The following is a 26183-nucleotide window of genomic DNA, read 5'->3' as shown; positions in this document are numbered from 1 at the left end:
ACAGCCGATGCGGGCGCTGCGTGCGCCTGCTGCCAAGCCCCTGTCGCAACGCAGGGGCTTTTTTGTTGCCTGGGGCCGGAGGAGGGGATGCCTCATCGCGATTTGTGCAGCATGCAAGCGCAGAGGCTGCTCCTGTTTGAAGAGCGCCGGCCAGGAATGCGCGAGGGATGCGGTACAGGTGCCTAGAATGTTCGGCCTCCTTCTGAAAAGTACACCGCAATGACCCAGGGCCAGATCCGCATCCGTGGCGCACGCCAGCACAATCTGCAAAACGTTGACCTCGACATCCGCACCGGTGAATTGACGGTGGTGACCGGTCCCAGCGGCTCGGGCAAATCCAGCCTGGTGTTCGACACGCTGTTTGCCGAAGGCCAGCGCCGCTATGTCGAGACGTTCAGCGCCTATGCGCGCCAGTTTCTGGACCGCATGGACAAGCCCGCGGTGGACCGGGTGGAAGGCGTACCGCCCGCGATTGCCATCGACCAGACCAATCCGGTGCGCAACTCGCGCTCCACGGTGGGCACGATGACGGAGCTGAACGACCACCTGAAGCTGCTGTTCGCCCGCGCTGCGCATTTGTTCGACCGCGCCACCGGTCTGCCGGTGCAGCACGACACGGCAGAGACGATCTACGCCGCGTTGCAGCAGCGCTGCGAAGCCGCGGGCGACCCGCGCATTGCGCTGACCTTCCCGGTGGAACTGCCGGCCAATACCTCGGCCGAAGAGGTGGAGCAGTGGCTGTCGGCCAGCGGTTTCACCAAGGTACAGGCCGAGCGCGAGGTGGAGCGCGCACACGCCGCAGCGGATGTGCCGGCCAAGGGCAAGAAGGCCAAGGCCGTGGCCCCCGAGAAAATCAAGGTGCTGGACGTGGTGGCCGACCGCTTTCGCGTCAGCCGTGTGGAACGTGCCCGGGCCATGGAGGCCATCGAGGTGGCGCTCAAGCGCGGCAGCGGGCGGCTGACGGTGTATGTGATGCCGGAAGAGGGCGAACAGTCCCTGTGGAAGTTCTCCGAAGGCCTGCATTGCCCGGAAAGCAATCTGAGCTACACGGCACCCATGCCTTCGCTGTTTTCGTTCAACTCCGCCGTGGGCGCATGCGACAGCTGCCGTGGCTTTGGGCGGGTGATCGGCGTGGACTGGGGGCTGGTGATTCCCAACGACAAGCTCACGCTGCGCACCGGCGCCATCAAGGCCATCCAGACGCCGGCGTGGAAGGAGATCCAGGACGATCTGATGCGCCATGCCGAGGCCGAAGGCATTCCGCGCGACATCGCCTGGAGCAAACTCACGGACGAGCAAAAACGCTGGGTGATCGACGGCTCGCCCCAATGGAACGGCAAGTGGAACCAGACCTGGTACGGCATCCGCCGCTTCTTCGAGTACCTGGAAACCAAGGCCTACAAAATGCACATCCGCGTGCTGCTGTCCAAGTACCGCAGCTACACGGAATGCCCGGCCTGCCAGGGCGCGCGGCTCAAGACCGAAAGCCTGCTGTGGCGCATCGGCGGCAAGCCGCAGGCCGATGCGGTGCTGCAGGCCGAACAGCGTTTCATGCCGGTGGGCGTGGACTGGTCGCCCGCACAGCTGCAGGCCTTGCCGGGATTGAACCTGCACGATCTGATGCGCCTGCCCATCACCCGGCTGAGCCAGTTCTTTGACAGCCTGAAGCTCACGGACCAGATGGGCCTGGCCGAAGGCGAGCTGCAGGCACTGAAGCTGCTGAACGAGGAGATCGGCACCCGCCTCCGCTACCTGGTGGATGTGGGGATAGGCTACCTCACCTTGGACCGCCAGAGCCGCACGCTCAGCGGTGGCGAGGTGCAGCGCATCAACCTGACTACGGCCCTGGGCACGTCGCTGGTGAACACGCTGTTTGTGCTGGATGAACCCAGCATCGGCCTGCACCCGCGCGACATGGAGCGCATCACCCAGGCCATGCACCGCCTGCGTGATGCCGGCAACACGCTGGTGGTGGTGGAGCATGACCCGGCGGTGATGTTCGCTGCCGACCGCATGATCGACATGGGCCCCGGCCCCGGTGCCAAGGGTGGACATATCGTGTTCGACGGCACGCCCGAAGAACTGAAGCGGGCCGACACCCTGACCGGTGCCTACCTGGGCGGCCGCAAGCAGGTGGGTTTCGGCATCAAGCGCATGGTGACCGAATCCACGCCGCGCCTGATTCTGGAAGGCGCACGCGAACACAATCTGCAGAACCTGAACGTGGATTTCCCGCTGCAGCGGCTGGTGACGGTGACTGGTGTGTCCGGCTCCGGCAAGTCCACGCTGATCCAGGACATTCTGGCGCCTGCGCTGATGCGCCACTTCGGCAAGCCCACCGACAGCCCGGGCGCGCACGACCGCCTGCTGGGGGCCGATCACCTGGCCGATGTGGTATTCGTGGACCAGTCGCCCATCGGCAAGACGGCCCGCTCCAACCCGGTGAGCTATGTGGGTGCCTGGGACAGCATCCGCGAGCTGTTCGCGCTGACGCCGCTGTCGCAGCAGCGCAGCTACAACGCGGCCAAGTTCAGCTTCAACAGTGGTGACGGCCGTTGCCCGACCTGCGGCGGATCGGGCTTCGAGCATGTGGAGATGCAGTTCCTGTCGGATGTGTACCTGCGCTGCCCGGACTGCAACGGCAGCCGCTACCGGCCGGAGATTCTGGAAATCACGCTGGAGCGTGGCGGCCGTGCCCTGAGTGTGGCCGATGTGCTGGAGCTGACCGTGGCCGAGGCCGCCTTGCTGTTCAGCCAGGATGCGGACGTGATCCGCGCGCTGCAGCCCATCGTCGATGTGGGCCTGGAATACGTGAAGCTGGGCCAGCCCGTGCCCACGTTGTCCGGTGGCGAGGCGCAGCGCCTGAAACTGGCGGGCTTTCTGGCCGAAGCAGCGCGGACGGCGTCCAAGTCCAAACAGAAGCTGGCGCGCAAGGGCACGCTGTTCCTGTTCGATGAGCCCACCACCGGGCTGCACTTCGAGGACATTGCCAAGCTGATGCGCGCGCTGCGCAAGCTGCTGGAAGCCGGTAACAGCCTGATCGTCATCGAACACAACCTGGACGTGATCCGGGCCAGCGACTGGCTGATCGACCTGGGGCCGGAGGGCGGCGATGGCGGCGGCCAGATCGTGGCCCAGGGCACGCCCGAAGAGGTGCGCCAGGTCAAGGCCTCGCACACCGCGCAGGCGCTGCGCGAGTACGACCAGGCCATGGGGGTGGGCGGCCAGCGCGTGGAAGAAGTGGCGCCCATGCTCACCAAAACGGAGCGTTCCAAGCGCGCCGCAACGGCTTCGGCCTCCGTGGCCAAGAATGCCATCGAGATCGTCAATGCCAAGGAACACAATCTGAAGAACCTGAGCGTGGACATCCCGCGCGGCAAGTTCAATGTGGTGACCGGGGTGTCGGGTTCGGGCAAATCCACGCTGGCGTTTGACATCCTGTTCAACGAAGGCCAGCGCCGCTATCTGGAATCGCTGAACGCCTATGCACGTTCCATCGTGCAGCCGGCCGGCCGGCCCGAGGTGGATGCGGTCTGGGGTATTCCGCCCACCGTGGCCATCGAGCAGCGCCTGTCGCGCGGCGGGCGCAAGTCCACCGTGGGCACGACCACCGAGGTCTGGCATTTCCTGCGCCTGCTCTACGTGAAGCTGGGCACCCAGCACTGCGTACACGACGGCGCCGCAGTGGAGCCGCAAACGCCCGAACGCATTGCCGCACAGCTGCTGGGCCATTTCAAGGGCCAGCACATCGGCCTGCTGGCGCCGCTGGTGATTGCGCGCAAGGGCGTGTACACCGAGCTGGCCGACTGGGCGCGCCCCAAGGGCTACACGCACCTGCGTGTGGATGGCGCGTTTCTACCGACCACCGGCTTCCCGCGCCTGGACCGCTTCAAGGAACACACCATCGAGCTGCCGGTGGCCAGCGTGAAGGTCACTGCCGCCAACGAAGCCGTGCTGCGCACGCAGCTGGCCAAAACGCTGGAGATCGGCAAGGGCGTGGTGCATGTGCTGTCGGGCATCGACAACCTGGAAACGGCGATCACTGCCGCCGACCAGGGCAAGGGCGTGGGCACCCTGCAGGTGTTTTCCACCCAGCGTGCCTGCCCCATTTGTGCCACCAGCTATGCCGAACTGGATCCACGCCTGTTCAGCTACAACAGCAAGCACGGCTGGTGCCCGGACTGCGTAGGCACGGGCGTCAAGCTGACCAAGGAACAGCGCAAGGTCTACGACGACAGCACCTTGGCCGAAGACAACCGTGGCCGCGAGCTGACCTTTGATGGCCAGGAGGTGGAAGACCTGCAGGAAACCACCTGCCCCAGCTGCAAGGGCACACGCCTCAACCCTACGGCCCGGGCCGTGCTGTTCCACGGCCTGTCGGTGACAACACTGGGCCAGATGGCGGTGACCAGTCTGCGCGAATGGTTCCAGGCGCTGCAGCCCACAGGGCGTGAGGCCGACATTGCCCGCGATCTGCTGCCCGAAATCCTGGGCCGCCTCGAGTTCCTGGAAGAGGTAGGTCTGGGCTATCTGACGCTGGACCGCGGCGCCCCCACCCTGAGCGGGGGCGAGGCGCAGCGCATCCGCCTGGCCGCCCAGCTGGGCAGCAATCTGCAAGGCGTGTGCTATGTGCTGGATGAGCCCACCATTGGCCTGCATGCCCGTGACAACCACATCCTGCTGAACGCCCTGCACAAGCTGGGCGACAAGGGCAACACCCTGGTGGTGGTGGAGCACGATGAAGACACCATCCGCCGCGCCGACCATGTGATCGATATCGGCCCCAGCGCCGGCAAGCGCGGTGGCGAACTGGTGGCCCAGGGCACACCGGCCGACATCATGGCGGCCGCCAACTCGCAGACGGGCCGCTATCTGCTGCACGCCATGCGCCACCCCTGCCAGGCACGCCGCCCGGTGTTGGGGATGGTGGATGCGGCCACGCTCGGAACCGATGCGGCCTCTGCGCCGGCCGAGGGCGTAAAGCCCAAGAAGCGGACCAAGAAACAGATCGCGGCCGATGCGGCCGCGGCGCTGCAGGCCGCCAGTGCCGAGGCCAATGCCCAGCTGGGGCAGCCGGTGTCCACGGCCGGCCCGCTGCACTGGCTGACGGTGGCGGGTGCCCAGTTGCACAATCTGCAGGAGGTGGAAGCCAGCGTGCCGCTCAAGCGCCTGGTGGCGGTGACGGGGGTGTCCGGATCTGGCAAGTCCACGCTGGCGCGCGATGTGCTGCTGGCCAATGTGGCCACGCTGGTGGCCCAGAACGCCACCCGGGCTGGCCGCGAAGAGATGGAGGCGGGCAAACGCATCAAGCTGGTGGGTGCCAAGACCGTGACCGGCACCGAGGTCATCGACCGCGTGCTGGAAGTGGACCAGACGCCCATCGGCAAGACGCCGCGCTCCTGCCCGGCCACCTACATCGGCTTCTGGGACACCATCCGCAAGCTGTTTGCCGACACCTTGGAAGCCAAGGCGCGCGGCTATGGGGCCGGGCGCTTCAGCTTCAACACCGGCGAAGGCCGCTGCCCGGCGTGCGAGGGCCAGGGCATGCGCACCATCGAGATGAGCTTTCTGCCCGATGTGAAAGTGCCGTGCGAAACCTGCCACGGTGCGCGTTTCAACGCCGAGACGCTGGCGGTGACCTGGCGTGGCAAGAGCATTGGCGATGTGCTGCAGATGGAAGTGGACGAGGCCGTGGCGTTCTTTGCCTCCATGCCCAACATCGCCCACCCGCTGCAATTGCTCAAGGATGTGGGCCTGGGCTATCTGACGCTGGGCCAGCCTTCGCCCACGCTCTCCGGGGGCGAAGCCCAGCGCATCAAGCTGGTGACCGAACTGACCAAGGTGCGCGACGACGTCACCAAGCGTGGGAACAAGGCGCCGCACACGCTGTATGTGCTGGACGAGCCCACGGTGGGCCTCCACATGGCCGACGTGGACAAGCTGATCCGGGTGCTGCACCGCCTGGTGGATGCCGGTCACAGTGTGGTGGTGATCGAGCACGATCTGGATGTGATTGCCGAAGCCGACTGGATCATCGACCTGGGCCCCGAAGGCGGCACCGGTGGTGGCCAGATCGTGGCAGCGGGTACGCCGGAAGACCTGGTCAGGGCCGGAACCCACACCGGCAAGGCCTTGGCACCGGTGCTGGCACGGACCTGAGAAAAGCCTAATGGCCTGCCGACCATGCAGGACGCGGCAGGCCAAGGGGGCTCCTTCCGGCAAGGGCTACGCGATGGTGTGCCTGTGGGCACCCTGGCGTGTGGCGGTGCGGGGTGCCAGACCAGGCCTTATGCCAGGGGGCTTCCGACTGGGGCCGGTCATGCCCAGGAACGGCGCACGACCGGTGATTCCCTGGGGGCGATGTCAGTGCCCCACCACGGCCACGGGCATGGCGCCGGCCGCGGAAGGCAGGCGCTGGCTCCAGCCCACCAGGAGCAGCCCCACCACGGTGAGTGCTGCTGCAGACCAGCCCAGGGACAGCAGGCCGATGCCCGACAGCACCAGACCGCCCACCCAGGCGCCCAGGGCATTGCCCAGGTTGAAGGCGGCAATGTTCAGGCTGGACGCCAGGTTGGCGCCTTGCGCGCCGGCTTGCTGCAGCACGCGCATCTGCATCGGCGCCACGGTGGCAAAGGCCACAGTGCCCAGCAGTACCACATAGACCATGGCGACGGCGCTGTGGCCAAAGGCCCAGCGGCCGGCGGCCAGCACCACGGCCAGTGTGGCAATGCTCAGCACCAGAGCGCGCATCACGCCGCGGTCGGCCAGCTTGCCGCCCAGTAGGTTGCCTGCGGCCAGACCGGCACCAAACAGCAGCAGCGTCAGTGCCACCAGGCTGCCGTCCATGTGGGTGATCTGCGTGAGCAGCGGCTCGATATAGGTGTAGAGCGCAAACACACCAGCAAAGCCGAACACGGTGATGCCCAGGCCCAGCCAGACCTGGAGATTGCGCAGCACGGCCAGCTCCTGATGCAGCGGGGGCACGGCAGGGCGGCCTTGGTCACGCGGCACGAACGCCACCAGAATGGCGAAGGCCACCACGCCAATCGCGGCCACCGCAGCAAAGGCCATGCGCCAGCCAAAATGCTGGCCGATCCAGGCGCCGGCAGGCACCCCCAGCAGGGTGGCCAAGGTCAGGCCCGAGAACATCAGCGCAATGGCCGAGGCTTTTTTCTCCGCCGGCACCAGGCCGGTGGCGACCACGGCGCCCACGCCAAAGAAGGTGCCGTGGGTCAGCGAGGTCAGCACGCGCGCAGCCATCAGCGACAGGTAGTTGGGGGCGATGACGGCGGCCAGATTGCCGGCGATGAAGATCAGCATCAGCCCCAGCAGCAGGCGCTTGCGGGGCCAGTGGCGGGTGAGCAGTGTGAGCACCGGGGCGCCCACCGCCACGCCCACGGCGTAGCCCGAGATCAGGGTGCCGGCCGTGGGGATGCTGATGCCCAGGTCGCTGCTGACCTGGGTGAGCAGGCCCATGATGATGAATTCCGTGGTGCCAATGCCAAAGGCACCGGCGGCCAGGGCCAGAAGAGAGAGCGGCATGGAAATTGTCCTGTGAAACGTCGAAAACGGTAGGGGGGTGACTGTGCGCGTTGCGGCTTCCTTTGTGTAGATGGAATAATGGAAATGCATTTGTGCCTGTGTGGAATAAATAACCCCGCTATTGCCTGCCATGCCTGATATCCCCCGTTTGTCGCCGCTGGTTGCTCCTGGCAGCGAGGTCAACCGTTCTGGCGAGCTGGAAGTGCTGGTGCTGGTGGCCGAGCAGGGCAGCCTGTCGGCCGCGGCGCGGTTGCTGGGGGTGTCGCCTTCTGCGGTCAGCAAGACCATGTCGCGGCTGGAGGCCCGGTTGGGGGTGCAGTTGTTGCAGCGAAGCACCCGGCGTGTCCAGCTGACGGCAGAAGGGGCGCAACTGGTGGAGCGCGGCAAGCGCCTGCTGGCAGATCTGAACGAGCTGGAAGCCGCCGTGGCCGCCCGCAGCGCTCCCCAGGGGGTGGTGCGCATCAGTGCCAGCTCCGCAACCGGCCAGCGCCTGCTGGTGCCGCTGGTGGCGCCGTTGCTGGAGACGCACCCCGGCATACGGCTGGAACTGCTCTTCACCGACCAGGTGGTGGACCTGGTGGAAGACAGCATCGACATTGCGATCCGCTGGGGCCAGCTGCCGCCCTCTGACATGGTGGCGCGGCGCCTGGGCGCCACGCTGCAGGTGATTGTCGGGGCGCCGGACTATCTGGCACGCCATGGCGTGCCACTGCATCCGGATGAGCTGTCTGCCCACCGGCGGCTGGGCTGGACCTACCAGCGTGCCGTTCCGCACTGGCCATTCCTGGTGGACGGCCGGCGAGTGGCGGTGGAAATTGGCGATGTGCTGCGTGTGAACGACGGCGATGTGTTGCGCAGCCTGGCCGTGCAAGGCGCCGGGCTGGCACGGCTGTCCCTGTTCCATGCCTGGGAAGATCTGCAGGCCGGCCACCTGCAGGTGGTGCTGGAAGACTTCAACACCGGCGATCTCGAGCCCATCCATGCGGTCTACCCTGGCAAGCCGGACCGCCTGCCGCCGCGCACGCGGGCGGTGCTGGATTTTCTGCAGGCCCGGGTGGACCTGCGCCACGCGGCCCAGCTGCCGCCACCCTGGCGGGCGTAAACCGTTTGCAGCACCTGCGGCGCATGCCCACGCGCCACCCAGGCGACAATCCGGCCCACCATGACCGCCCCTGAACAGCGCACCATCTACCTGCAGCCCGCCGCACCGCCCAAACCGGCCATGGGCGCAGCGTGCAATGGCTGCGGACTGTGCTGTCTGGCCGAGCCTTGTCCGCTGGGCATCTGGGTGTCACGCCGCCGCACCGGGGCCTGCAAGGCCCTGCAGTGGGACGAAGCGGGGCAGCACTACCGCTGCGGCATGGTGAGCGATCCGGGCGCGGTGCTGGGCTGGCGGCAGCCCTGGGCCGTGCGCCTGGTGGCCCGGCTGGCGCGGCGCTGGATTGCGGCGGGCGCGGGCTGCGATGCCGATTGGGAAGCGCAGAAGGCGCATAAGGCGCCGCCGCGCCGGTGACGTGCTCAGCTGCGCTTGCGCGGCTTGTCCACCAGGGGCGTGCGTGCCAGTCGCCGTGCGTTGCTGCTGGCTTTGCGTTCAATGGGGGTGAGCGCTGCATTCACCACCTTGGCCATGGGGGCGCTGCTGCGTTCGGCCAGCTTCCACATCGCCCAGGGTGAGCCACCCAGCATGCCCCCGGACAGCGCCGTCTGCCAGGTGGACCAGGCCATGCTCCACGGGCCTTGCAGCATGGCATTCCAGGCGGCCCACCATGACTGGGCAAACGCCATCTGCTTTTCCAGCACCATGCCGGCGAACTCTTTCTGGTCCCGCGCACTGGGCACCGGCCCGGCCAGGGCCATGCGGGCCAGGCGGTGGGCCACCACCTGGGGGGCGGCAATGCCCAGGTCGAGGGTTTTTTGGTGCGCCTGGACGGTGGCGCGGCGAGAAGCGGATGCCATGGGAATCACCTCCTGGAACCAGTCTGGCACGCAGCGGCGGAGCTGCCGTGCATGGCCGTGGGGAATATCGGGAATGGGGGCTGCACAGGAATGCGCAGGCTCAGAGAGAGCAGAGAGCACCCTGCCCACCATAAAGCGGACGGCGCTGCCGTGGGTTGACGCCTAGGCGACGCCTTCTAGGGGATTGCCCGCAATGGCGGCACACTGGCGCAGTTCTACATTTGAAATGTCATTTCTTAATAAGAAAAATGACATTGCCGCCATCCGTAGGGACCGCGGCCGGCCACCCGATACGAGAGACAGAGACATGGCATTCACTTTCCGCACGCTCACCCTGGGCGCAATCGCCACCGCTGCCGTCTGCAGCGCAGGCCTGGCGCTGGCCCAAGACCCGGCCCAGTGGCCCACCAAGCCCATCAAGCTGACCGTGCCCTACACCCCGGGTGGATCGACCGACATCGTCAGCCGCACGGTGTTCGATGCCGTCAGCAAGAAGCTGGGCCAGCCCGTGATCGTGGAAAACCGCCCGGGTGCCAACAGCACCATCGGTGTGACGCAGCTGGCCCGCGCCCCTGCGGACGGCTACAGTTTTGTGAGCGTGCTGGCCGCTTACACGGTGAACATGTCGCTGTACAAAAAGCTGCCTTACAAACCCACGGACTTCATCGCAGTGAGCCACATGGCCGATCTGCCGATGTTCCTGTTTGCCGCCAACAAGCTGCCGGTGAAGAGCGCCAAGGAGCTGGCCGAGTATGGCAAGACCCACCCGCTGAACTACGCCTCCAGCGGCACCGGCGCCAGCGCCCACATGATCGGCGCGCGCTTTACCCAGGAAAACGGCCTGAACGCCCAGCATGTGCCCTACAACGGCAGTGCCCCGATTCTGTCCGACCTGATGAGCGGCCAGGTGGATGTGCTGTTTGACCCTGCGCTGGTGCCTATGCCGCATGCCAAGAGCGGCAAGATCAAGGTGCTGGCCGTGGCGTCCAAGCAGCGCTGGCCCGGTGAGCCGAATGTGCCCACGATGGAGGAGTCGGGCTTTCCCGGCTTTGTGATGAATTCCTGGGTGGGCCTGCTGGCCCCCAAGGGCACGCCCCAGCCCATCGTCGACAAGCTGTCCAGGACCATTGCCGATGCCGTGCAGTCGCCCGAGGTGAAGAACAAGCTGGAGCAACTGGGCTTTGGCGCCATCGGCAGCACGCCCGCGCAGTTCCAGGCCCTGATCGACAAGGACACGGCCATGTACAAGAAAGTGATCGAGACCGCCAAGGTCAGCATCGATTGACGCTGGAAGCACAGCACTGAACCGGGGCATCCTCCGGACGGTGCAAGGCCGGAGCGCCGCAACAAAAAAGCCCGCAGACCTGGTGCTGCGGGCTTTTTGTTGGAAGTCACGGAGACGGCGCTGGAGGGCTGTGCCGGCCGCTCTTCCCGCACCAGCGCTGTCTATGCCGCCAGGATGTGGTCGGCCAGCTGCACAAAACCGTCGCCGCGCTCGGCAGTGGTCACATAGCGCGGCAGGTGGTGCAGCTGCGGCACGAAGCGCGCGATATTGGCCACGCCCACGGACAGCGGAACGTTCTGGAACATCAGCTGGTCGTTGGTGGAGTCACCGATGTAGATCCACAGGCCCAGCGTGGCGTCCAGGTCGATGTCAAACAGCTCGCGCACGATCCAGCGCGCACCTTCCAGCTTGTTGTGTGCGCCGAACCAGCCATTGATGTGGATGGAGCTGACGGTGGCGTTCATGCCGGCCGCCTTCATGATCTGCACGCACTGGTCGATCTGCGCCTGTGGCATGTGGGTGAACTCGCTGTGGTCCACGGCGATGTCGCATTCACGGCCCATGGAATCGGTGGCGCGGCTGGCACCGGGTACCGTGGACTCGATCTGGCTCAGCACTTCCTGCATGCGCGCAAAGTTGTGGACCCGGCTGTCTTCGTCCTGCTGGTAGAGCTTGTCCAGCCCGCCATGGCCATTGCGGCGCAGCGCCACGGCGCCGTTCTCGGCCACGATGGCATCCACCGGCCAGGCCGATGCAAATGGCACGCTCCAGCCGACGGGGCGGCCGGTGATGGGCACGACCTTCAGGCCGACTGCCTTGAGGCGGGCGATGGCCGCCACCACATGGGCAGGCACCACGCCCTCGGTGGTCAGGGTGTCGTCGATATCGGTCAGCACGCCCAGCACGTTCGCGGGAACCGGCAGTGCAGACAAGGGTTGCAGAAATTCTTGGCTCACAGTTCTATCCAAATAAGCCAGCCCGCATGTGCCTGGCAGATGCGGGCTGTGTCGCTCACCAGTGGTGATCAGTTCGCGGATCCCAGGGCCAGGCCCGCATGCTCGCGCAAGGGGTGGAAGTGGATCTTGGGGAAGCGCTCCTGCGCCAGGCGCACGTCATACGGGCTGGTGCACAGATAGGCCAGCGTGTCGGCGGCATCGTGCGCCAGGCGCAGGGGGTAAGCGTTTTCAAACTCGCGCAGCTCGGCCGGGGAGTTGGCCGTGATCCAGCGGGCGCCGGTGTACTGGCAGCCTTCCAGGCGCACGTCGCAGTCGTATTCGGTCTTCAGACGGTGCTGCACCACTTCAAACTGCAGCTGACCGACCGCGCCCAGCAGCATGTTGCCGCCCACATCGGGCTTGAACACCTGGATGGCGCCTTCTTCGCCCAGCTGCATCAGACCTTGCTGCAGCTGCTTGGTACGCAGCGGGTTCTTCAGCACCACGGTCATGAACATTTCGGGCGCGAAGAACGGCAGACCGGTGAATTGCAGGCTGGGGCCGTCGGTGATCGAGTCGCCCAGCTGCACGCCACCGTGGATGGTGAAGCCGATGATGTCGCCGGCATACGCTTCATCCACTGCTTCGCGGCGTTGGGACATGAAGGTGACCACGGAGGTGGGGCGCAGTTCCTTGCCGGTGCGTTGCACCTTCATCTTCATGCCGGGGGTGTACTTGCCGGAGGCCACGCGCACGAACGCAATGCGGTCGCGGTGGTTGCTGTCCATATTGGCCTGCACCTTGAACACCACGCCCGAGAAGCCGCTGTCTTCGGGCTTGACCACGCGCTCTTCGCGGGTGCGGTTCACTTCAGTGAAGGCAATGCGCTGGCCCGGGGGGGGCGACATGTCGACCACGGCGTCCAGCACTTCCATCACACCGAAGTTGTTCACGCCGGAGCCGAAGAACACAGGGGTCAGCTTGCCTGCCAGGAAGGCTTCATGGTCCCATTCGGCCGAGGCGCCCACGGCCAGTTCCATGGATTCCAGGGCATCGTCGAAAGCCTTGCCGAAGCGCGCGCGCAGCTTGTCGCCATCGCTCAGCGGAATGACTTCGAAGTCCTTGGGCCCCCGGTCGCTGCCGGGCGTGAACACCGTCATGCTCTGCGTGCGCAGATTGATGATGCCGCCAAAGGACTTGCCCTGGCCCACGGGCCAGGTGATGGGGCAGCAGGGCATGCCCAGTTCGCGCTCGACTTCGTCCATGATGTCCAGCGGATCGCGCACTTCCCGGTCAAACTTGTTGACGAAGGTGATGATGGGCGTGTGGCGCTGTCGGCAGACTTCGATCAGGCGGCGGGTCTGCGATTCCACGCCGTTGGCCGCATCGATCACCATCAGTGCCGAGTCCACGGCGGTCAGCACCCGGTAGGTGTCTTCCGAGAAGTCCTTGTGGCCGGGGGTGTCGAGCAGGTTGATCACATGGTCGCGGTAGCTCATCTGCATCACCGACGATGCCACCGAGATGCCGCGCTGCTTTTCGATCTCCATCCAGTCGGAGGTGGCGTGGCGCGACGCCTTGCGCCCCTTGACGGCACCGGCAATCTGGATCGCACCCGAGAACAGCAGCAGCTTTTCGGTCAGCGTGGTCTTGCCCGCGTCCGGGTGGGAGATGATGGCGAACGTACGACGGCGCCGGGTTTCTGAGGCGTATGACACGGTATTGAGTGCGCGTGAAGGCAGGGCGGGCCGGCCAGGATAGAAGGGCGGCCATGGGTCTGCCAGCACGGCAGAGGGCCTGAAGCCCGCCATTTTAACTTTGGCCGCAAAGCGCTGCAGGCATGGGGGCAGGCCCTGCCGTGCAGAGAAGATGCGCCTGGGCGGCACTTATCCTCCATACTGCAGGCCCGATTGCCCTTGCTGGAGATTTCCATGGCCCTGGCCGCGACTGTCGTGACTGCCTTGATTGCGCTGCTGCACCTGTACATCCTGGTGCTGGAGATGTTTCTGTGGGACAAGCCTGCGGGCCGGCGCGCATTCGGCATGTCGCTCGAGCAGGCCCAGGCGACCAAGACGCTGGCCGCCAACCAGGGGCTGTACAACGGCTTTCTGGCCGCAGGGCTGCTGTGGGGTCTGTGGTGGGGCGGCGCCGAAGGCCTGGCGGTGCAGCGTTTCTTTCTGGGCTGTGTGCTGGTGGCAGGCCTGTATGGTGCTGCCACTGCCAACCGCAAGATCCTGTGGATACAGGCAGTCCCCGCCGCGCTGGCCTTGCTGCTGGGCGGGGGGCGCTGACCCGGCTGCGAAGACGACCGCTGCCTGGCGGTCTTGATGCCATCTTGATACCGCAGATGGCAATCTCTACCCGTTCTTGACGGGGACATTTCTACATTTTCTCCATCGCAACCAGGCTGATTGAACAGCTTGCGGGAGGAAATGAAATGACCATGCACTGGATTGAAGCCCTGGCCGCCGCGGTGGCGTTGGGGCTGTTTGCCTATTTGGGCTATGCGCTGCTGCGCCCCGAGAAATTCTGAGGGGCTGCCATGCACGTGCTGCAAGACCTGATTTTTGTGAGCCTGACGGTGGTCTGCTTTGTCGGACTGCTGGGGGCAGTGCGCGCTTTGGCGCGCCTCTGAAAGGGGGACACCATGTGGTTACCCTGGATGGAATTTGCTGCCGTGCTGACGGTGGCGACCTTGCTGACCATACCCATGGGCAAGTGGCTGGCACGCTGCTTTACCAGTGAACACCATGGGTGGCTGGAGCGGCTGAGCTACCGCGCCATGGGCGTGAATCCGCAGGAGCGCATGGGCTGGCAGCGCTATGGCGCAGCCCTGGTGCTGAGCAATGCCGTGATGATGCTGCTGGGCTATCTGCTGCTGCGGCTGCAGGCGGGCCTGCCGTTGAACCCGCTGGCGATCGCGGCGCAGTCCCCGGATCTGGCCTTCAACACCGCCGCCTCCTTTATCACCAACACCAACTGGCAGGCGTACGCGGGCGAGAACAGCCTGAGCAATGCCACGCAGATGGTGGTCATCACCTTTCTGATGTTCGCCGGAGCGACCACGGGGGTGGCGGCCGGCGCGGGCTTTGTGCGCGGTCTGGCACGTTCGAGTGCCCAGGACATCGGCAACTTCTGGGTGGACTTCGTGCGCGTGTTCTGGCGCGTGCTGCTACCGCTGTCCTTCCTGCTGGCGCTGGTCTATGTGTGGCAGGGCATTCCGCAGACCCTGCACACCGAAGCCGTGGCGACCACGCTGGAAGGCGCCAGACAGCAGCTGCTGGTGGGGCCGGTGGCCAGCCTGGAAAGCATCAAGCACCTGGGCACGAATGGCGGCGGCTTCTTCAGCATGAATGCCGCCCACCCGTTCGAGAACCCGACGCCGCTGACCAATCTGCTGCACATTCTGGCGATGCTGCTGATCCCGGCAGGCATGACCTATGCCTTTGGCGCCATGCTGCTGCGCCGCAAGCAGGGCTGGGTGCTGTTTGCGGCCTGCATGGTGATGTTCATCGGCTTTCTGAGCCTGGTGTTCGTGGCCGAGCAACAGGGCAGCCAGCTGCTGGCACGTGCAGGTGCCGATCAGCAGTGGAGCCCGACCCAGTCCGGCGGCAACATGGAAGGCAAGGAGCTGCGTTTCGGCATTGCCGACACGGCCCTGTTTGTCACCGTCACCACGGCCGCCACCACGGGGTCGGTCAACGCCATGCACGACTCGCTGACCCCGCTGGGCAGCATCACGCCGCTGGCGCAGATGATGCTCAACTGTGTGTTCGGCGGAGACGGTGTAGGCCTGATCAATCTGATCCAGTACGCCATTCTCACGGTGTTTCTGGCCGGCATGATGATTGGGCGGACCCCCGAATTCCTGGGCAAGAAGATCGAGGTGCGTGAGATCAAGCTGGTCATGCTCGCGGTGCTTGTGCCCCCGGCCTGCATTCTGGGTTTCACGGCGCTGGCCGTGCTCTGGCCCGATGCGGCTGCCAGCCTCAACAACCGCGGCCCGCATGGCTTCTCGGAGATTCTCTACGCCTATGCCTCGGGCACGGCCAACAACGGCTCGGCCTTTGCCGGACTGAATGCCAACACGCCGTTCTTCAACACCACCATCGGGCTGGCCATGCTGGCGGGGCGCTTTCTGACGCTGCTGCCCATGCTGGCCGTCGCCGGCAGCCTGGCCGCCAAGGCCACCGTACCCGCCGGCCCCGGCACGTTCCCGACGGCCACGCCGCTGTTCATGGGACTGCTGGTGTTTGTCGTGCTGGTGGTGGGCGGGCTCACCTTTCTGCCGGCGCTGGCGCTGGGCCCGGTGATCGAGCATCTGCAGATGCTGGTCGGCCAGTTGTACGCATAACGCAAATCTTGCCAACGGTCTGCCGCCCTGTGTGGCGGCAGACCCCGGAGCAAACCATGAAAACATTGAATCAAACGCTTTCCGCTGCCCTGGTCCCCCACCACGCCGCAGCACAGCCGCAGGCGCCATCCGCTTCCTGGCCCCGTTTACTGGGTAGCAGCGTCCGCGCTGCCGTGCTGGTGATGGTGGTCTCGGGCATTGCCTACCCCTTGCTGACCACGGGGGTGGCGCAGGCGCTGTTCCCCCAGGCGGCCAATGGCAGCCTGGTGGAGCGCCAGGGACAGATCGTGGGCTCCGCCCTGATTGGCCAGCAGTTCAGCGGGCCGCAGTACTTCCATGGCCGCCCCAGTGCCACGACCGCGCCCGACCCGCAGCAGGCAGGCGCCAGCATGGCGGTTCCCTATAACGCGGGCCTGTCGGGGGCCAGCAACCAGGGGGCCACGCACCAGGATCTGTCAGCGGCCGTGGCGCAGCGCGTGGCGCAGTACCGCGCCGACAACGGCCTTGCGGCCGATGCTGCGGTGCCGGTGGATGCGGTCACTGCCTCGGCCTCGGGGCTGGATCCACATATCTCGCTGGCCAATGCCTTGCTGCAGCTGCAGCGGGTGGCGCAGGCACGCCAGTTGCCTCCGGAACGGGTGCAGGGCCTGATGGAACAGGCCACCGCGCCGCGCAGCCTGGGTGTGCTGGGCGAGCCGCGGGTGCATGTGCTGCAGCTCAATCTGGCGCTGGATGCCTTGCAGCCCCGCCATCAACCGGGGAAGGAGTAAGCCATGCGTGCTCAGAAAATGGGGGCAGGCCACAGCCTGCTGGATGCCCAGCTGGTGAAGTCGGCGCTGTGGGATGCGGTGCGCAAGCTCTCGCCCCGGACGCAGTGGGCCAACCCGGTGATGTTTGTGGTGTACCTGGGGGCGGTGCTGACCAGTCTGCTGTGGGGACAGAGCCTGCTGGCACCGGATGGCCAGAGCGATGGATTTGTGCTGGCGATTGCGCTGTGGCTGTGGTTCACCGTGCTGTTTGCCAACTTCGCCGAGGCCTTGGCCGAGGGCCGCAGCCGCGCCCAGGCGGCCAGCCTGCGTGGCATGAAGCGGGACACCGTGGCCAAGGTGCTGCAGCAACCGCAGGTGGGCAGTGCATGGATTCCGATACGGGCCAGCGAGCTGCGCAAGGGGGTGGTGATCTATGTGGAGGCGGGTGACACGATCGCCCTCGATGGCACGGTGATCGATGGCGTGGCGTCGGTGGACGAAAGCGCCATCACCGGCGAGTCGGCCCCCGTGATCCGCGAGGCCGGCGGCGACTTCTCGTCCGTGACCGGCGGCACGCGGGTGCTGTCGGACTGGCTGGTGGTGGAGGTCACGGTCAATCCTGGCGAGTCGTTTCTGGACCGCATGATCTCCATGGTCGAGTCGGCCAAGCGCCAGAAGACGCCGAATGAAATGGCGCTGACGATCCTGCTCGTGGGGCTGACGCTGGTGTTTCTGCTGGTCATTGTCACGTTGTGGCCGTTTTCGGCTTTCGCGGTGGCGCAGGCCGGCACTGGGTCGGTGGTCGGCATGGCGGTGCTGATTGCGCTGCTGGTCTGCCTGATTCCGACCACGATCGGCGGCCTGCTGTCGGCCATTGGCGTGGCGGGCATGAGCCGCATGATGCAGGCCAATGTCATCGCCACCTCGGGCAGGGCGGTGGAGGCGGCTGGCGACGTGGATGTGCTGCTGCTGGACAAGACCGGCACCATCACGTTGGGCAACCGCCAGGCCAGCGAATTCCTGCCCGCCCCGGGCGTGAGCGCCGCGCAGCTGGCCGAAGCGGCCCAGCTGGCCTCGCTGGCCGATGAAACCCCGGAAGGCCGCAGCGTGGTGGCCCTGGCCAGGGAGCGCCATGCCCTGCCGGAGCGCCGCAGTGCGGATTTTCCGGGCGTGTTCGTGCCCTTCACGGCCCAGACGCGCATGAGCGGGGTGGACCTGCAGGGCCCGCAAGGGGAGCGCAGCCTGCGCAAAGGGGCCGCGGATGCCGTGCGCCGGCATGTCGAGGCACTGGGCGGCAGCTTTCCCGCTCCGGTGCAGCTGTCGGTGGACAACGTCTCGCGCAAGGGCAGCACGCCGCTGGTGGTGGTGGATGGCGCCAGGGTGCTGGGCGTGATCGAGCTCAAGGATGTGGTCAAGCCCGGCATGCGCGAGCGCTTTGCCGAGCTGCGCCGCATGGGCATACAGACGGTGATGGTGACCGGTGACAACCCGCTGACGGCTGCCGCGATTGCCGCCGAGGCCGGGGTGGACGATTACCTGGCCGAAGCCCGGCCCGAAGACAAGCTGCAGCTGATCCGCTCGCACCAGGCGGCAGGCCGGCTGGTGGCCATGACCGGGGACGGCACCAATGACGCACCGGCCCTGGCCCAGGCCGATGTGGCCGTGGCCATGAACAGCGGCACCCAGGCGGCGAAAGAGGCCGGGAACATGGTGGACCTGGACAGCAACCCGACCAAGCTGATCGAGGTGGTGGAAACCGGCAAACAGATGCTGATGACGCGGGGGGCGCTGACCACCTTCAGCATTGCCAACGATGTGGCCAAGTACTTCGCCATCATTCCGGCGGCCTTTGTGGGCACCTACCCGCAGCTGGCCTCGCTCAATGTGATGCAGCTGCACAGCGCGGATTCCGCCATCCTGAGCGCGGTGATCTTCAACGCGCTGATCATCATCGCCCTGGTGCCGCTGGCCTTGCGGGGGGTGCAGTACCGCGCCGTGGGCGCCGCCATCCTGCTGCGCCGCAACCTGCTGATCTACGGTCTGGGCGGGCTGGTTGTGCCATTTGTCGGTATCAAGCTCATCGATCTGTTGCTGACCGCGCTGGGGCTGGTATGACACGGAAATCTTCGACAATGACTGTACGATGCCATTGACACCCAGCACCAGCTCCGCGCCTGCGCGCCCGGATCCCGATGTCCTCGTGGCCCAGCTGCAGGCCCAGCAGGCCCAGGCCGGGCGGGGCAAGCTGCGCATCTACTTCGGCTCCAACGCCGGAGTGGGCAAGACCTACGCCATGCTGGCGGCCGCGCAGCGTGAGCGGCTGGCCGGACGCCGCGTGCTGGTGGGGCTGGTGGAAACACATGGCCGCGCCGAGACCGAGCAGCAGCTGCATGACCTGGAGCTGCTGCCGCGGCGCCCGCTGAATTACCTGGGCAAGCAACTGACCGAGTTCGATCTGGATGCCGCATTGGCACGCCACCCGGATGTGCTGCTGCTGGACGAGTTGGCGCACAGCAATGTTGCTGGCTCGCGCCACCCCAAGCGCTGGCAGGATGTGCAGGAGCTGCTGGAGGCGGGAGTCGAGGTGTGGACCACGCTCAACGTCCAGCACCTGGAGAGTCTGAACGATGTGGTGAGCGGCATCGTCGGCATCCAGGTCCATGAGACCGTGCCCGACCATCTGTTTGACGATGCCGACGAGGTCATCGTGGTCGACATTCCCCCGGAAGAGCTGCTCAAGCGCCTGAAGGCGGGCAAGGTCTACCCGCTGGAGCAGGCCGAGCGGGCCTCGCGCAACTTCTTCCGGCAGGGCAATCTGCTGGCGCTGCGGGAGCTGGCGTTGCGCCGCACGGCCGACCGGGTCGATGAAGACATGCGCGACTACCGGCGCGAACGCGCCATCGGCGATGTCTGGCCTACGCGGGAGCGCCTGCTGGTGGGCGTGGGCGGCCGCGCCGGTGACGATGCCCTGGTGCGCCAGGTGGCACGCCTGGCACGGCGGCTGGAAGCCGACTGGGTGGTGGTCTATGTGGATGCACCGCAGCGCCAGCACCGCCCCCGGGCGGCGCAGGAGGCCGTGCTCAAGACCCTGGCGCTGGCCGCGCGCCTGGGGGCGGAAACGGCCACCATTCCGGGAGCCCAGGTGGCGCAGGCCTTGGTGGACTTCGCACGCGAACGCAACGCCAGCCATCTGGTGCTGGCCAGGGTGGACCAGCCTTGGAACCGCTGGCTGCCTTGGCGTCCGGCCAGCCTGTCGGAGCAGATCGCCTTGCTGGACCCCGGTCTGGATGTGCTGCTGCTGTCCGTCAAAAAGGTCAAGCCTGACAGCAGCGTGCGCTTTCCCGTGGTGCGCGAGCAGGCGATTCCCTGGAAGGGCTATGGAGGCGTGACACTGGCCTGCCTGGCCGCGACCGCGCTGGCCGAGCTGCTGCTGCAGGTGTTCGACCCGGCCAATGTGGTCATGCTGTTCCTGCTGGTGGTGGTGCTGTCGGCCGTGCGCTGGGGGCGCGGCCCCGGGGCCTGGGCGGCCCTGCTGTCGGTACTGCTGTTCGACTTCTACTTTGTGCCGCCGCGCAATTCTTTCAGCGTCAACGACACACAGTACCTGTTCACCTTCTGCCTGATGCTGGGGGTGGCCCTGGTCTGCGGCCAGCTGACGGCGCGATTGCGCCATGAGGCGCGTGTGGCTGCCGAGCGCGAGCGGCGTGCCGGCGCACTGGCCAGGCTGGCGCGGGATCTGTCGGGTGCACTGACGCAGCAGCAGGTCACGCAGATTGCGCTGACCACGATTTCCGGCGTCTTTGGGGCACAGACTGGCTTGCTGCTGCCCGATGCCGATGAGCAGTTGCAGCTGGCGCAGGGCAGCGCAGGCGCGATCGACGCCAGCGTGGGGCGCTGGAGCATGGAGCATGGCCAGATGGCGGGTCAGGGAACGGACACCCTGGCCGCCGCACCCGCACTGTATGTGCCGCTGATGGCGCCCGTGCGCTCCCGCGGCGTGCTGGTGCTGCAGCTGAGCGCTCCGCAGAAGTTGCGGGTGCCCGAAGAGCGCCGTCTGCTCGATGCCTGTGCCAGTCAGATTGCACTGGCGCTGGAGCGGGTGCATTTTGTGGACGTGGCGCAGCAGACCCAGATCGCCATGGAAGGCGAGCGCATGCGCAACACCTTGCTCTCCGCCGTGTCGCACGACCTGCGCACACCGCTGACCGGCATTCTGGGGGCGGCCCAGGCCGCACTGCCCCATGCGCCGCAGGGCCCGGTGCACAGCATGCTGGTGCAGATCCGCAACCAGGCACAGGCCCTGCAGCAGCTGGTGGACAACCTGCTGGCCATGGCGCGCCTGCAGCAAGGTGGCGTGCACCTGAAGCGCGAGTGGCTACCGGTGGATGAACTGGTGGGCAGCGCCCTGGCGCAGATGCGCGAGCGCCTGGCTGGGCATGTGCTGCACACGGCGCTGCCGACCGGTCTGCCCTTGCTGGAGCTCGACGCCGTGCTGATGGAGCGCGTGCTGGTCAATCTGCTGGACAACGCCATCAAATACACCCCCGCAGGTACGGCGATCACCGTGGCGGCGGGTGTGGAGGGCGGAGACTGTGTGCTCAGCGTGCAGGACGCAGGCCCGGGCCTGCCCGCCCACCTGTCGGCGCAGCAACTGTTCGAGCCCTTTACCCGCGGGCAGTCGGAGAGCGCTGTGTTTGGCATGGGGCTGGGGCTGGCTCTGGCGTTGCGCATTGTGCAAGCCCATGGCGGCCGTCTGGAGGTGGAAGCGGCGGAGCCCGGGCCGGGAGCGGTCTTCCGCGTGCGCCTGCCTGTGCCCGAGCAGCCATCCATGGACGATTGAGCCGACAATCCCGTGCACCACCCGCAAACCCGAACATGACGACCGTCGCTCCCCGCATTCTGCTGATCGAAGACGATGCCAGCATCCGCCGCTTTGTGCGTCTGGCGCTGGAGGACGAAGGCTGGCAGGTCTTCGAAGCCGAGACCGCCAAGCGCGGCCTGATCGAGGCTGCCAGCCGCCAGCCCGATGCCGTGGTGCTGGACCTGGGGCTGCCCGATGCCGATGGCAAGACCGTGATTGCCGAGCTGCGCGGCTGGAGTCTGTTGCCGATTCTGGTGCTGTCTGCCCGCGAGCGGGAAGAGGAGAAGGTGGCGGCACTGGATGCCGGTGCGGATGACTACCTGACCAAGCCTTTTGGCGTGCCCGAGCTGCTGGCACGCCTGCGTGCGATGCTGCGGCGCCGCCAGCAGGCGTCGGCCACCGACAAGCCCGGCACCAGTGCACGCTTTGGCAGCGTGACCGTGGACCTGGCAGCGCACGATGTGGTGCGCGACGGGGTGCCGGTGCACCTGACCCCCATCGAGTTCCGCCTGCTGGCGGCCCTGGTTGCCGGCCATGGCAAGGTGCTGACGCACCGGCAGTTGCTGCTGCAGGTCTGGGGAGCGGAATACCTGGACCGGCCCCACTATCTGCGCGTGCACATGGCCAATCTGCGGCAGAAGCTGGAGCAGGACCCTGCGCAGCCCGCTCACCTGGTGACCGAGCTGCAAGTCGGGTATCGGCTGGTCGGTCTGGCGGCTTGACCGGTCAGTGCCCGTATAATCCCAGCTCATCCGAGGAGCGTTGCAGCGTTCCCCAGTCCCGCCACCCGCGGGGCGTCAGCGGGGCGTGAGGCTCGGATTTCATCCCGCAACGACGCTCACCCACGCTTTCTGTGCGGTGAGACGGTATTTCCCCTTCTGCTTCAGAACGTGGTTTTTCATTCAATTTTTGGAGAAAACCATGAACGCTGCTGTTCGCTTCAACCCTGCCGATTCGGCCATCACCGACATTTCCCTGGCCGCCTGGGGCCGCAAGGAAATCAAGATTGCCGAAACCGAGATGCCCGGCCTGATGGCGGTGCGCGAGGAATTCGCTGCTGCCCAGCCGCTGAAGGGGGCGCGCATCACCGGTTCGCTGCACATGACAATCCAGACGGCCGTGCTGATCGAGACCTTGACCGCTCTGGGCGCACAGGTGCGCTGGGCGTCGTGCAACATCTTCTCGACCCAGGACCATGCAGCAGCGGCCATCGCTGAAACCGGCGTGCCGGTGTTCGCCATCAAGGGTGAATCGCTGAAGGACTACTGGGATTACACCCACAGCATCTTCGAATTCGGCGCTGCCGGCACCGACAACGAAGGCCCCAACATGATCCTGGACGATGGCGGCGATGCCACCATGCTGATGCACCTGGGCAAGAAGGCCGAGAAGGACCTGTCCGTGCTGGCCAACCCCGGTTCGGAAGAAGAGAAGATCGTCTTCGCCGCCATCAAGGCCAAGCTGGCCGTGGATCCCACCTGGTACAGCCGCAAGTCGGCCCAGATCCTGGGTGTGACCGAAGAAACCACCACCGGCGTGCACCGCCTGAACGAAATGTCGGCCAACGGCAGCCTGCTGTTCCGTGCCATCAACGTGAACGACTCGGTCACCAAGTCCAAGTTCGACAACCTGTACGGCTGCCGCGAGTCGCTGGTGGACGGCATCAAGCGCGCCACCGACGTGATGATCGCCGGCAAGGTGGCCGTGGTGGCCGGCTACGGCGACGTGGGCAAGGGCTGCGCCCAGGCCCTGTCCGCGCTGCGCGCCCAGGTGTGGGTGACCGAGATCGACCCGATCAACGCCCTGCAGGCCTCGATGGAAGGCTACAAGGTCGTGACCATGGAATATGCCGCCGACAAGTGCGACATCTTCGTGACCACCACCGGCAACAAGGACATCATCCGCCACGAGCACATGCTGGCGATGAAGGATGAGGCCATCGTCTGCAACATCGGTCACTTCGACAACGAAATCGACGTCGCGTCGATCGAGAAGTACCAGTGGGAAGAAATCAAGCCCCAGGTCGACCACATCACCTTCCCGGATGGCAAGAAGATCATCCTGCTGGCCAAGGGTCGTCTGGTGAACCTGGGCTGCGCCACCGGCCACCCCAGCTTCGTGATGTCCAACTCCTTTGCCAACCAGACCCTGGCGCAGATCGAGTTGTTCGCACGCCCCGACGCCTACGAAGTCGGCAAGGTCTACGTGCTGCCCAAGGTGCTGGACGAAAAGGTGGCGCGCCTGCACTTGAAGAAGGTGGGTGCCCAGCTGACCGAACTGACCGAAGCCCAGGCCGCCTACATCGGCGTCAAGAAGGAAGGCCCTTACAAGCCTGAAACCTACCGTTATTGATGGGCGGAGGCCGTGGCAGCCGTTGGCTGCCACGGTGCATGACCTGCGGGCTTGACTTCAGCTTGCCATGCGAATGCCGAAATCATGGGTGCAAGGCCCCGTACACAGGAGGCCGATTCATTTTCGGATCGCATACAACAAGGAGAAGCCAGGTCATGAGAGGTGTGTTTCAGCCCGCTGTGGCATTGATGTCGCGTTTGCGACTGGGTCCCAAATTCCTGTTGGCGGGCATTCCGCTGCTGCTGATGCTGGGGCTGGTGGGAGCCATGGCGGCACAGCGCTACCAGGCGCGGGTGCAGGCTCTGGTGGCCAAGCGTGCCGCGGTGGCGCTGATGGCCGATCTGGTGGAGTGGAACCAGGTGCTGATCGAAAGCCGCCGGGTGGCCATCACCGGCCAGGCCGGCGATGCGGCGCTGATGCAGTCCTTCCAGCGCCAGGCGGCGGTGGTGGACAAGACCCTGGCCAAGATCGAAGCCCGCGTCGCGGCGCAACAGCGCTACTACGACATGCGCAAGGAAACCGAAGGCCTTCAGCAAGGCTGGAAGGAGCTGCAGGGCAAGATTGCCGCGCTGCCGGCCGATGCCGAATTCGCACAGAAGGCCTTTGCCGCGCATGCGCCCGAATACGCACGCCTCTACGCCTTCATGCGCGATCTGGGCAACCGCTCCGGTCTGGCGCAGGATCCGGATGCCGATATCTTCTACCTGGGCTACCCGCTGGCCAACCACACGCCGTCGACGGCCGGCATTGCCGTGCGCATTGCCGCCTACGCGCTGCTCAACGTGAGCCGTGGCGTGGTGGATACCAAGGACAAGGTGTTCTACGAAGTGACCGAGGCGCGCCTGAACGACACGTTTTCGGGCGTGGAAACCCAGCTGTCGCAGTCCATGCAGGCCAATGCTGCGGTGCAGCAGGCGCTGGGCGCGCGTTTTGACGCGCTCAAGGCCACCTCCAAGGAACTGCTGGGCTATGTGCGCAAGCATTTCACCTTGGTGGACCAGGTGGCGGTGTCGCAGCAGGAGGTGCAGACCGCGGCCCAGCCGACCATCGATGCGGCCTGGGCACTGGTGTCGCAAAACGGCGTGGTGCTGGATCAGTTGCTGGCCGAGCGCGGCGCAGAGGCGGCCACCCAGCGCAACCTGCTGGTGCTGCTGCTGGCACTGGGCATTGGCGCTTCGGTCTATCTGTATGTGGGCGTATACCTGAGCATGGCGGCCAGCCTGGCACAGGCCTCGCAGGCCGCCAAGTCGATTGCGGCTGGCAATCTGGGCACGGTGCAGGCTCCAGTATCCAAGGACGAATTTGCGCGCCTGCTGGAAGACCTGCGCAGCGCGGACCGGGCACTGGCCCAGGTGATTGCCGGGGTCAAGGAATCTTCGGAATCCATTGCCACGGCGACCAGCGAGATTGCGTCCGGTACACAGTCGCTGAGCAGCCGCACCGAGCTGACCGCCAGCAGCCTGCAGCAGACAGCAGGCTCCATGGCCCAGCTGACGGATGCCCTGTCGCACAGCCGGGGTTCGGCCGATTCGGCGCGCCAGCTGTCGGTGTCGGCCGCTGATGTGGCGCGGCGCGGCGGCACGGTGGTGCAGCAGGTGGTGCAGACCATGGATGCCATCAACCAGAGCAGCCGCAAGATTGCCGACATCATCGGTGTGATCGACGGCATCGCCTTCCAGACCAATATCCTGGCGCTGAATGCCGCCGTGGAAGCCGCCCGTGCGGGTGAGCAGGGCCGGGGCTTTGCCGTGGTGGCCAGCGAGGTGCGTGCCCTGGCCGGACGCAGTGCCGAAGCGGCCAAGCAGATCAAGGACCTGATTGGCAGCAGCGTGGGCAAGGTGGACGAAGGCGCCCGCCTGGTCAGCGAAGCCGGCGCCACGATGCACGAGATCGTGGATTCGGTGGGACGGGTGGACGCGGTGATCGGGGAGATCTCGGTCGCGGCGGGTCAGCAAAGCCAGGGCATTGCGGAAATCAATACCGCCGTGGGCCAGCTGGACGACATGACGCAGCAAAATGCGGCCCTGGTTGAACAAAGTGCGGCGGCCGCCGAAAGCCTGCGTGAGCAGGCCAGGCTGCTGGCCGAAGTGGTGGGCAACTTCCGCATCCATGGCGGTGGGGAGCTGCGCCGCCTGACATAAGGAGAAGG

At 66.0% G+C, this 26183-nt stretch carries 17 protein-coding genes and 1 riboswitch; of the genes, 13 read left to right on the top strand and 4 right to left on the bottom strand.

Going from position 1 to position 26183, the window contains the following annotated elements; all coding sequences use genetic code 11:
* Positions 1–219: 219 nt before the first annotated feature.
* Entirely contained in the window at positions 220–6159 is a 5940-nt protein-coding gene (uvrA, locus tag B3349_RS07810) for an excinuclease ABC subunit UvrA (protein WP_291587838.1), read from the top strand.
* Positions 6160–6363: 204 nt separating this feature from the next.
* Here the strand turns inward: uvrA and B3349_RS07805 are convergent, their stop codons facing one another.
* On the bottom strand, positions 6364–7542 hold the full coding sequence (locus tag B3349_RS07805) for an MFS transporter (RefSeq protein ID WP_291587835.1): 1179 nt from the start codon (positions 7540–7542) through the stop codon (positions 6364–6366).
* A gap of 139 nt (positions 7543–7681) precedes the next feature.
* On the opposite strand from B3349_RS07805, the gene B3349_RS07800 reads away from it, so the two are divergent.
* Positions 7682–8644 carry a LysR family transcriptional regulator gene (locus tag B3349_RS07800; protein ID WP_414646863.1) on the top strand — a complete coding sequence of 321 codons (963 nt, stop codon included), beginning with the start codon at positions 7682–7684 and terminating at the stop codon, positions 8642–8644.
* Between the two features lie 60 nt (positions 8645–8704).
* Positions 8705–9055, top strand: coding sequence for a hypothetical protein (locus tag B3349_RS07795; protein WP_291587831.1), 351 nt, complete (start codon positions 8705–8707; stop codon positions 9053–9055).
* Between the two features lie 5 nt (positions 9056–9060).
* Here B3349_RS07795 and B3349_RS07790 read toward each other — a convergent pair whose 3' ends face one another.
* Complete coding sequence (locus B3349_RS07790) at positions 9061–9498, bottom strand: polyhydroxyalkanoate granule-associated phasin (RefSeq protein ID WP_291587829.1); 438 nt, start codon at positions 9496–9498, stop codon at positions 9061–9063.
* A 307-nt stretch (positions 9499–9805) separates the two neighbouring features.
* On the opposite strand from B3349_RS07790, the gene B3349_RS07785 reads away from it, so the two are divergent.
* Positions 9806–10783 (top strand): Bug family tripartite tricarboxylate transporter substrate binding protein, encoded by a 978-nt coding sequence (locus tag B3349_RS07785; RefSeq protein ID WP_291587827.1) that lies wholly within the window; start codon positions 9806–9808, stop codon positions 10781–10783.
* A 161-nt stretch (positions 10784–10944) separates the two neighbouring features.
* Here the strand turns inward: B3349_RS07785 and B3349_RS07780 are convergent, their stop codons facing one another.
* Both B3349_RS07780 and B3349_RS07775 read right to left on the bottom strand, forming a co-directional pair.
* The gene (locus tag B3349_RS07780) at positions 10945–11739 is read right to left on the bottom strand and encodes an HAD-IIB family hydrolase (protein ID WP_291587825.1); all 795 of its coding nucleotides are present in this window, start codon (positions 11737–11739) and stop codon (positions 10945–10947) included.
* A 68-nt stretch (positions 11740–11807) separates the two neighbouring features.
* Complete coding sequence (locus B3349_RS07775; RefSeq protein ID WP_291587823.1) at positions 11808–13436, bottom strand: peptide chain release factor 3; 1629 nt, start codon at positions 13434–13436, stop codon at positions 11808–11810.
* Between the two features lie 213 nt (positions 13437–13649).
* Between B3349_RS07775 and B3349_RS07770 the strand changes: the two genes are divergently transcribed.
* From B3349_RS07770 to B3349_RS07730, 9 genes are all read left to right on the top strand, one after another.
* A complete protein-coding gene (locus tag B3349_RS07770) occupies positions 13650–14009 on the top strand; it encodes a DUF1304 domain-containing protein (RefSeq protein ID WP_291587821.1) in 360 nt (119 codons plus the stop codon).
* Positions 14010–14155: 146 nt separating this feature from the next.
* Positions 14156–14251: a K(+)-transporting ATPase subunit F gene (gene kdpF / locus B3349_RS07765; protein WP_066540019.1), complete on the top strand. Its 96-nt coding sequence runs from the start codon at positions 14156–14158 to the stop codon at positions 14249–14251.
* A gap of 114 nt (positions 14252–14365) precedes the next feature.
* Entirely contained in the window at positions 14366–16072 is a 1707-nt protein-coding gene (kdpA, locus tag B3349_RS07760; RefSeq protein ID WP_280000043.1) for a potassium-transporting ATPase subunit KdpA, read from the top strand.
* A gap of 56 nt (positions 16073–16128) precedes the next feature.
* Positions 16129–16842 (top strand): K(+)-transporting ATPase subunit C, encoded by a 714-nt coding sequence (kdpC, locus tag B3349_RS07755; protein WP_291587816.1) that lies wholly within the window; start codon positions 16129–16131, stop codon positions 16840–16842.
* A 3-nt stretch (positions 16843–16845) separates the two neighbouring features.
* Positions 16846–18936 (top strand): potassium-transporting ATPase subunit KdpB, encoded by a 2091-nt coding sequence (gene kdpB / locus B3349_RS07750; protein WP_291587815.1) that lies wholly within the window; start codon positions 16846–16848, stop codon positions 18934–18936.
* Positions 18937–18964: 28 nt separating this feature from the next.
* On the top strand, positions 18965–21661 hold the full coding sequence (locus B3349_RS07745; RefSeq protein ID WP_272972140.1) for a DUF4118 domain-containing protein: 2697 nt from the start codon (positions 18965–18967) through the stop codon (positions 21659–21661).
* A gap of 35 nt (positions 21662–21696) precedes the next feature.
* The gene (locus B3349_RS07740; RefSeq protein ID WP_066540035.1) at positions 21697–22404 is read left to right on the top strand and encodes a response regulator; all 708 of its coding nucleotides are present in this window, start codon (positions 21697–21699) and stop codon (positions 22402–22404) included.
* 26 nt (positions 22405–22430) lie between these two features.
* A riboswitch (S-adenosyl-L-homocysteine riboswitch) is annotated at positions 22431–22529 on the top strand.
* A gap of 74 nt (positions 22530–22603) precedes the next feature.
* Positions 22604–24034 (top strand): adenosylhomocysteinase, encoded by a 1431-nt coding sequence (gene ahcY, locus B3349_RS07735; RefSeq protein ID WP_291587812.1) that lies wholly within the window; start codon positions 22604–22606, stop codon positions 24032–24034.
* Positions 24035–24189: 155 nt separating this feature from the next.
* A complete protein-coding gene (locus B3349_RS07730) occupies positions 24190–26175 on the top strand; it encodes a methyl-accepting chemotaxis protein (RefSeq protein ID WP_291587811.1) in 1986 nt (661 codons plus the stop codon).
* Positions 26176–26183 lie beyond the last annotated feature (8 nt).

Origin of the sequence: Comamonas sp. UBA7528 (assembly GCF_002479375.1) — a bacterium.
In the GTDB taxonomy this organism is placed as follows: domain Bacteria; phylum Pseudomonadota; class Gammaproteobacteria; order Burkholderiales; family Burkholderiaceae_C; genus Comamonas.
This window is presented reverse-complemented; position numbering and strand designations above follow the sequence as displayed.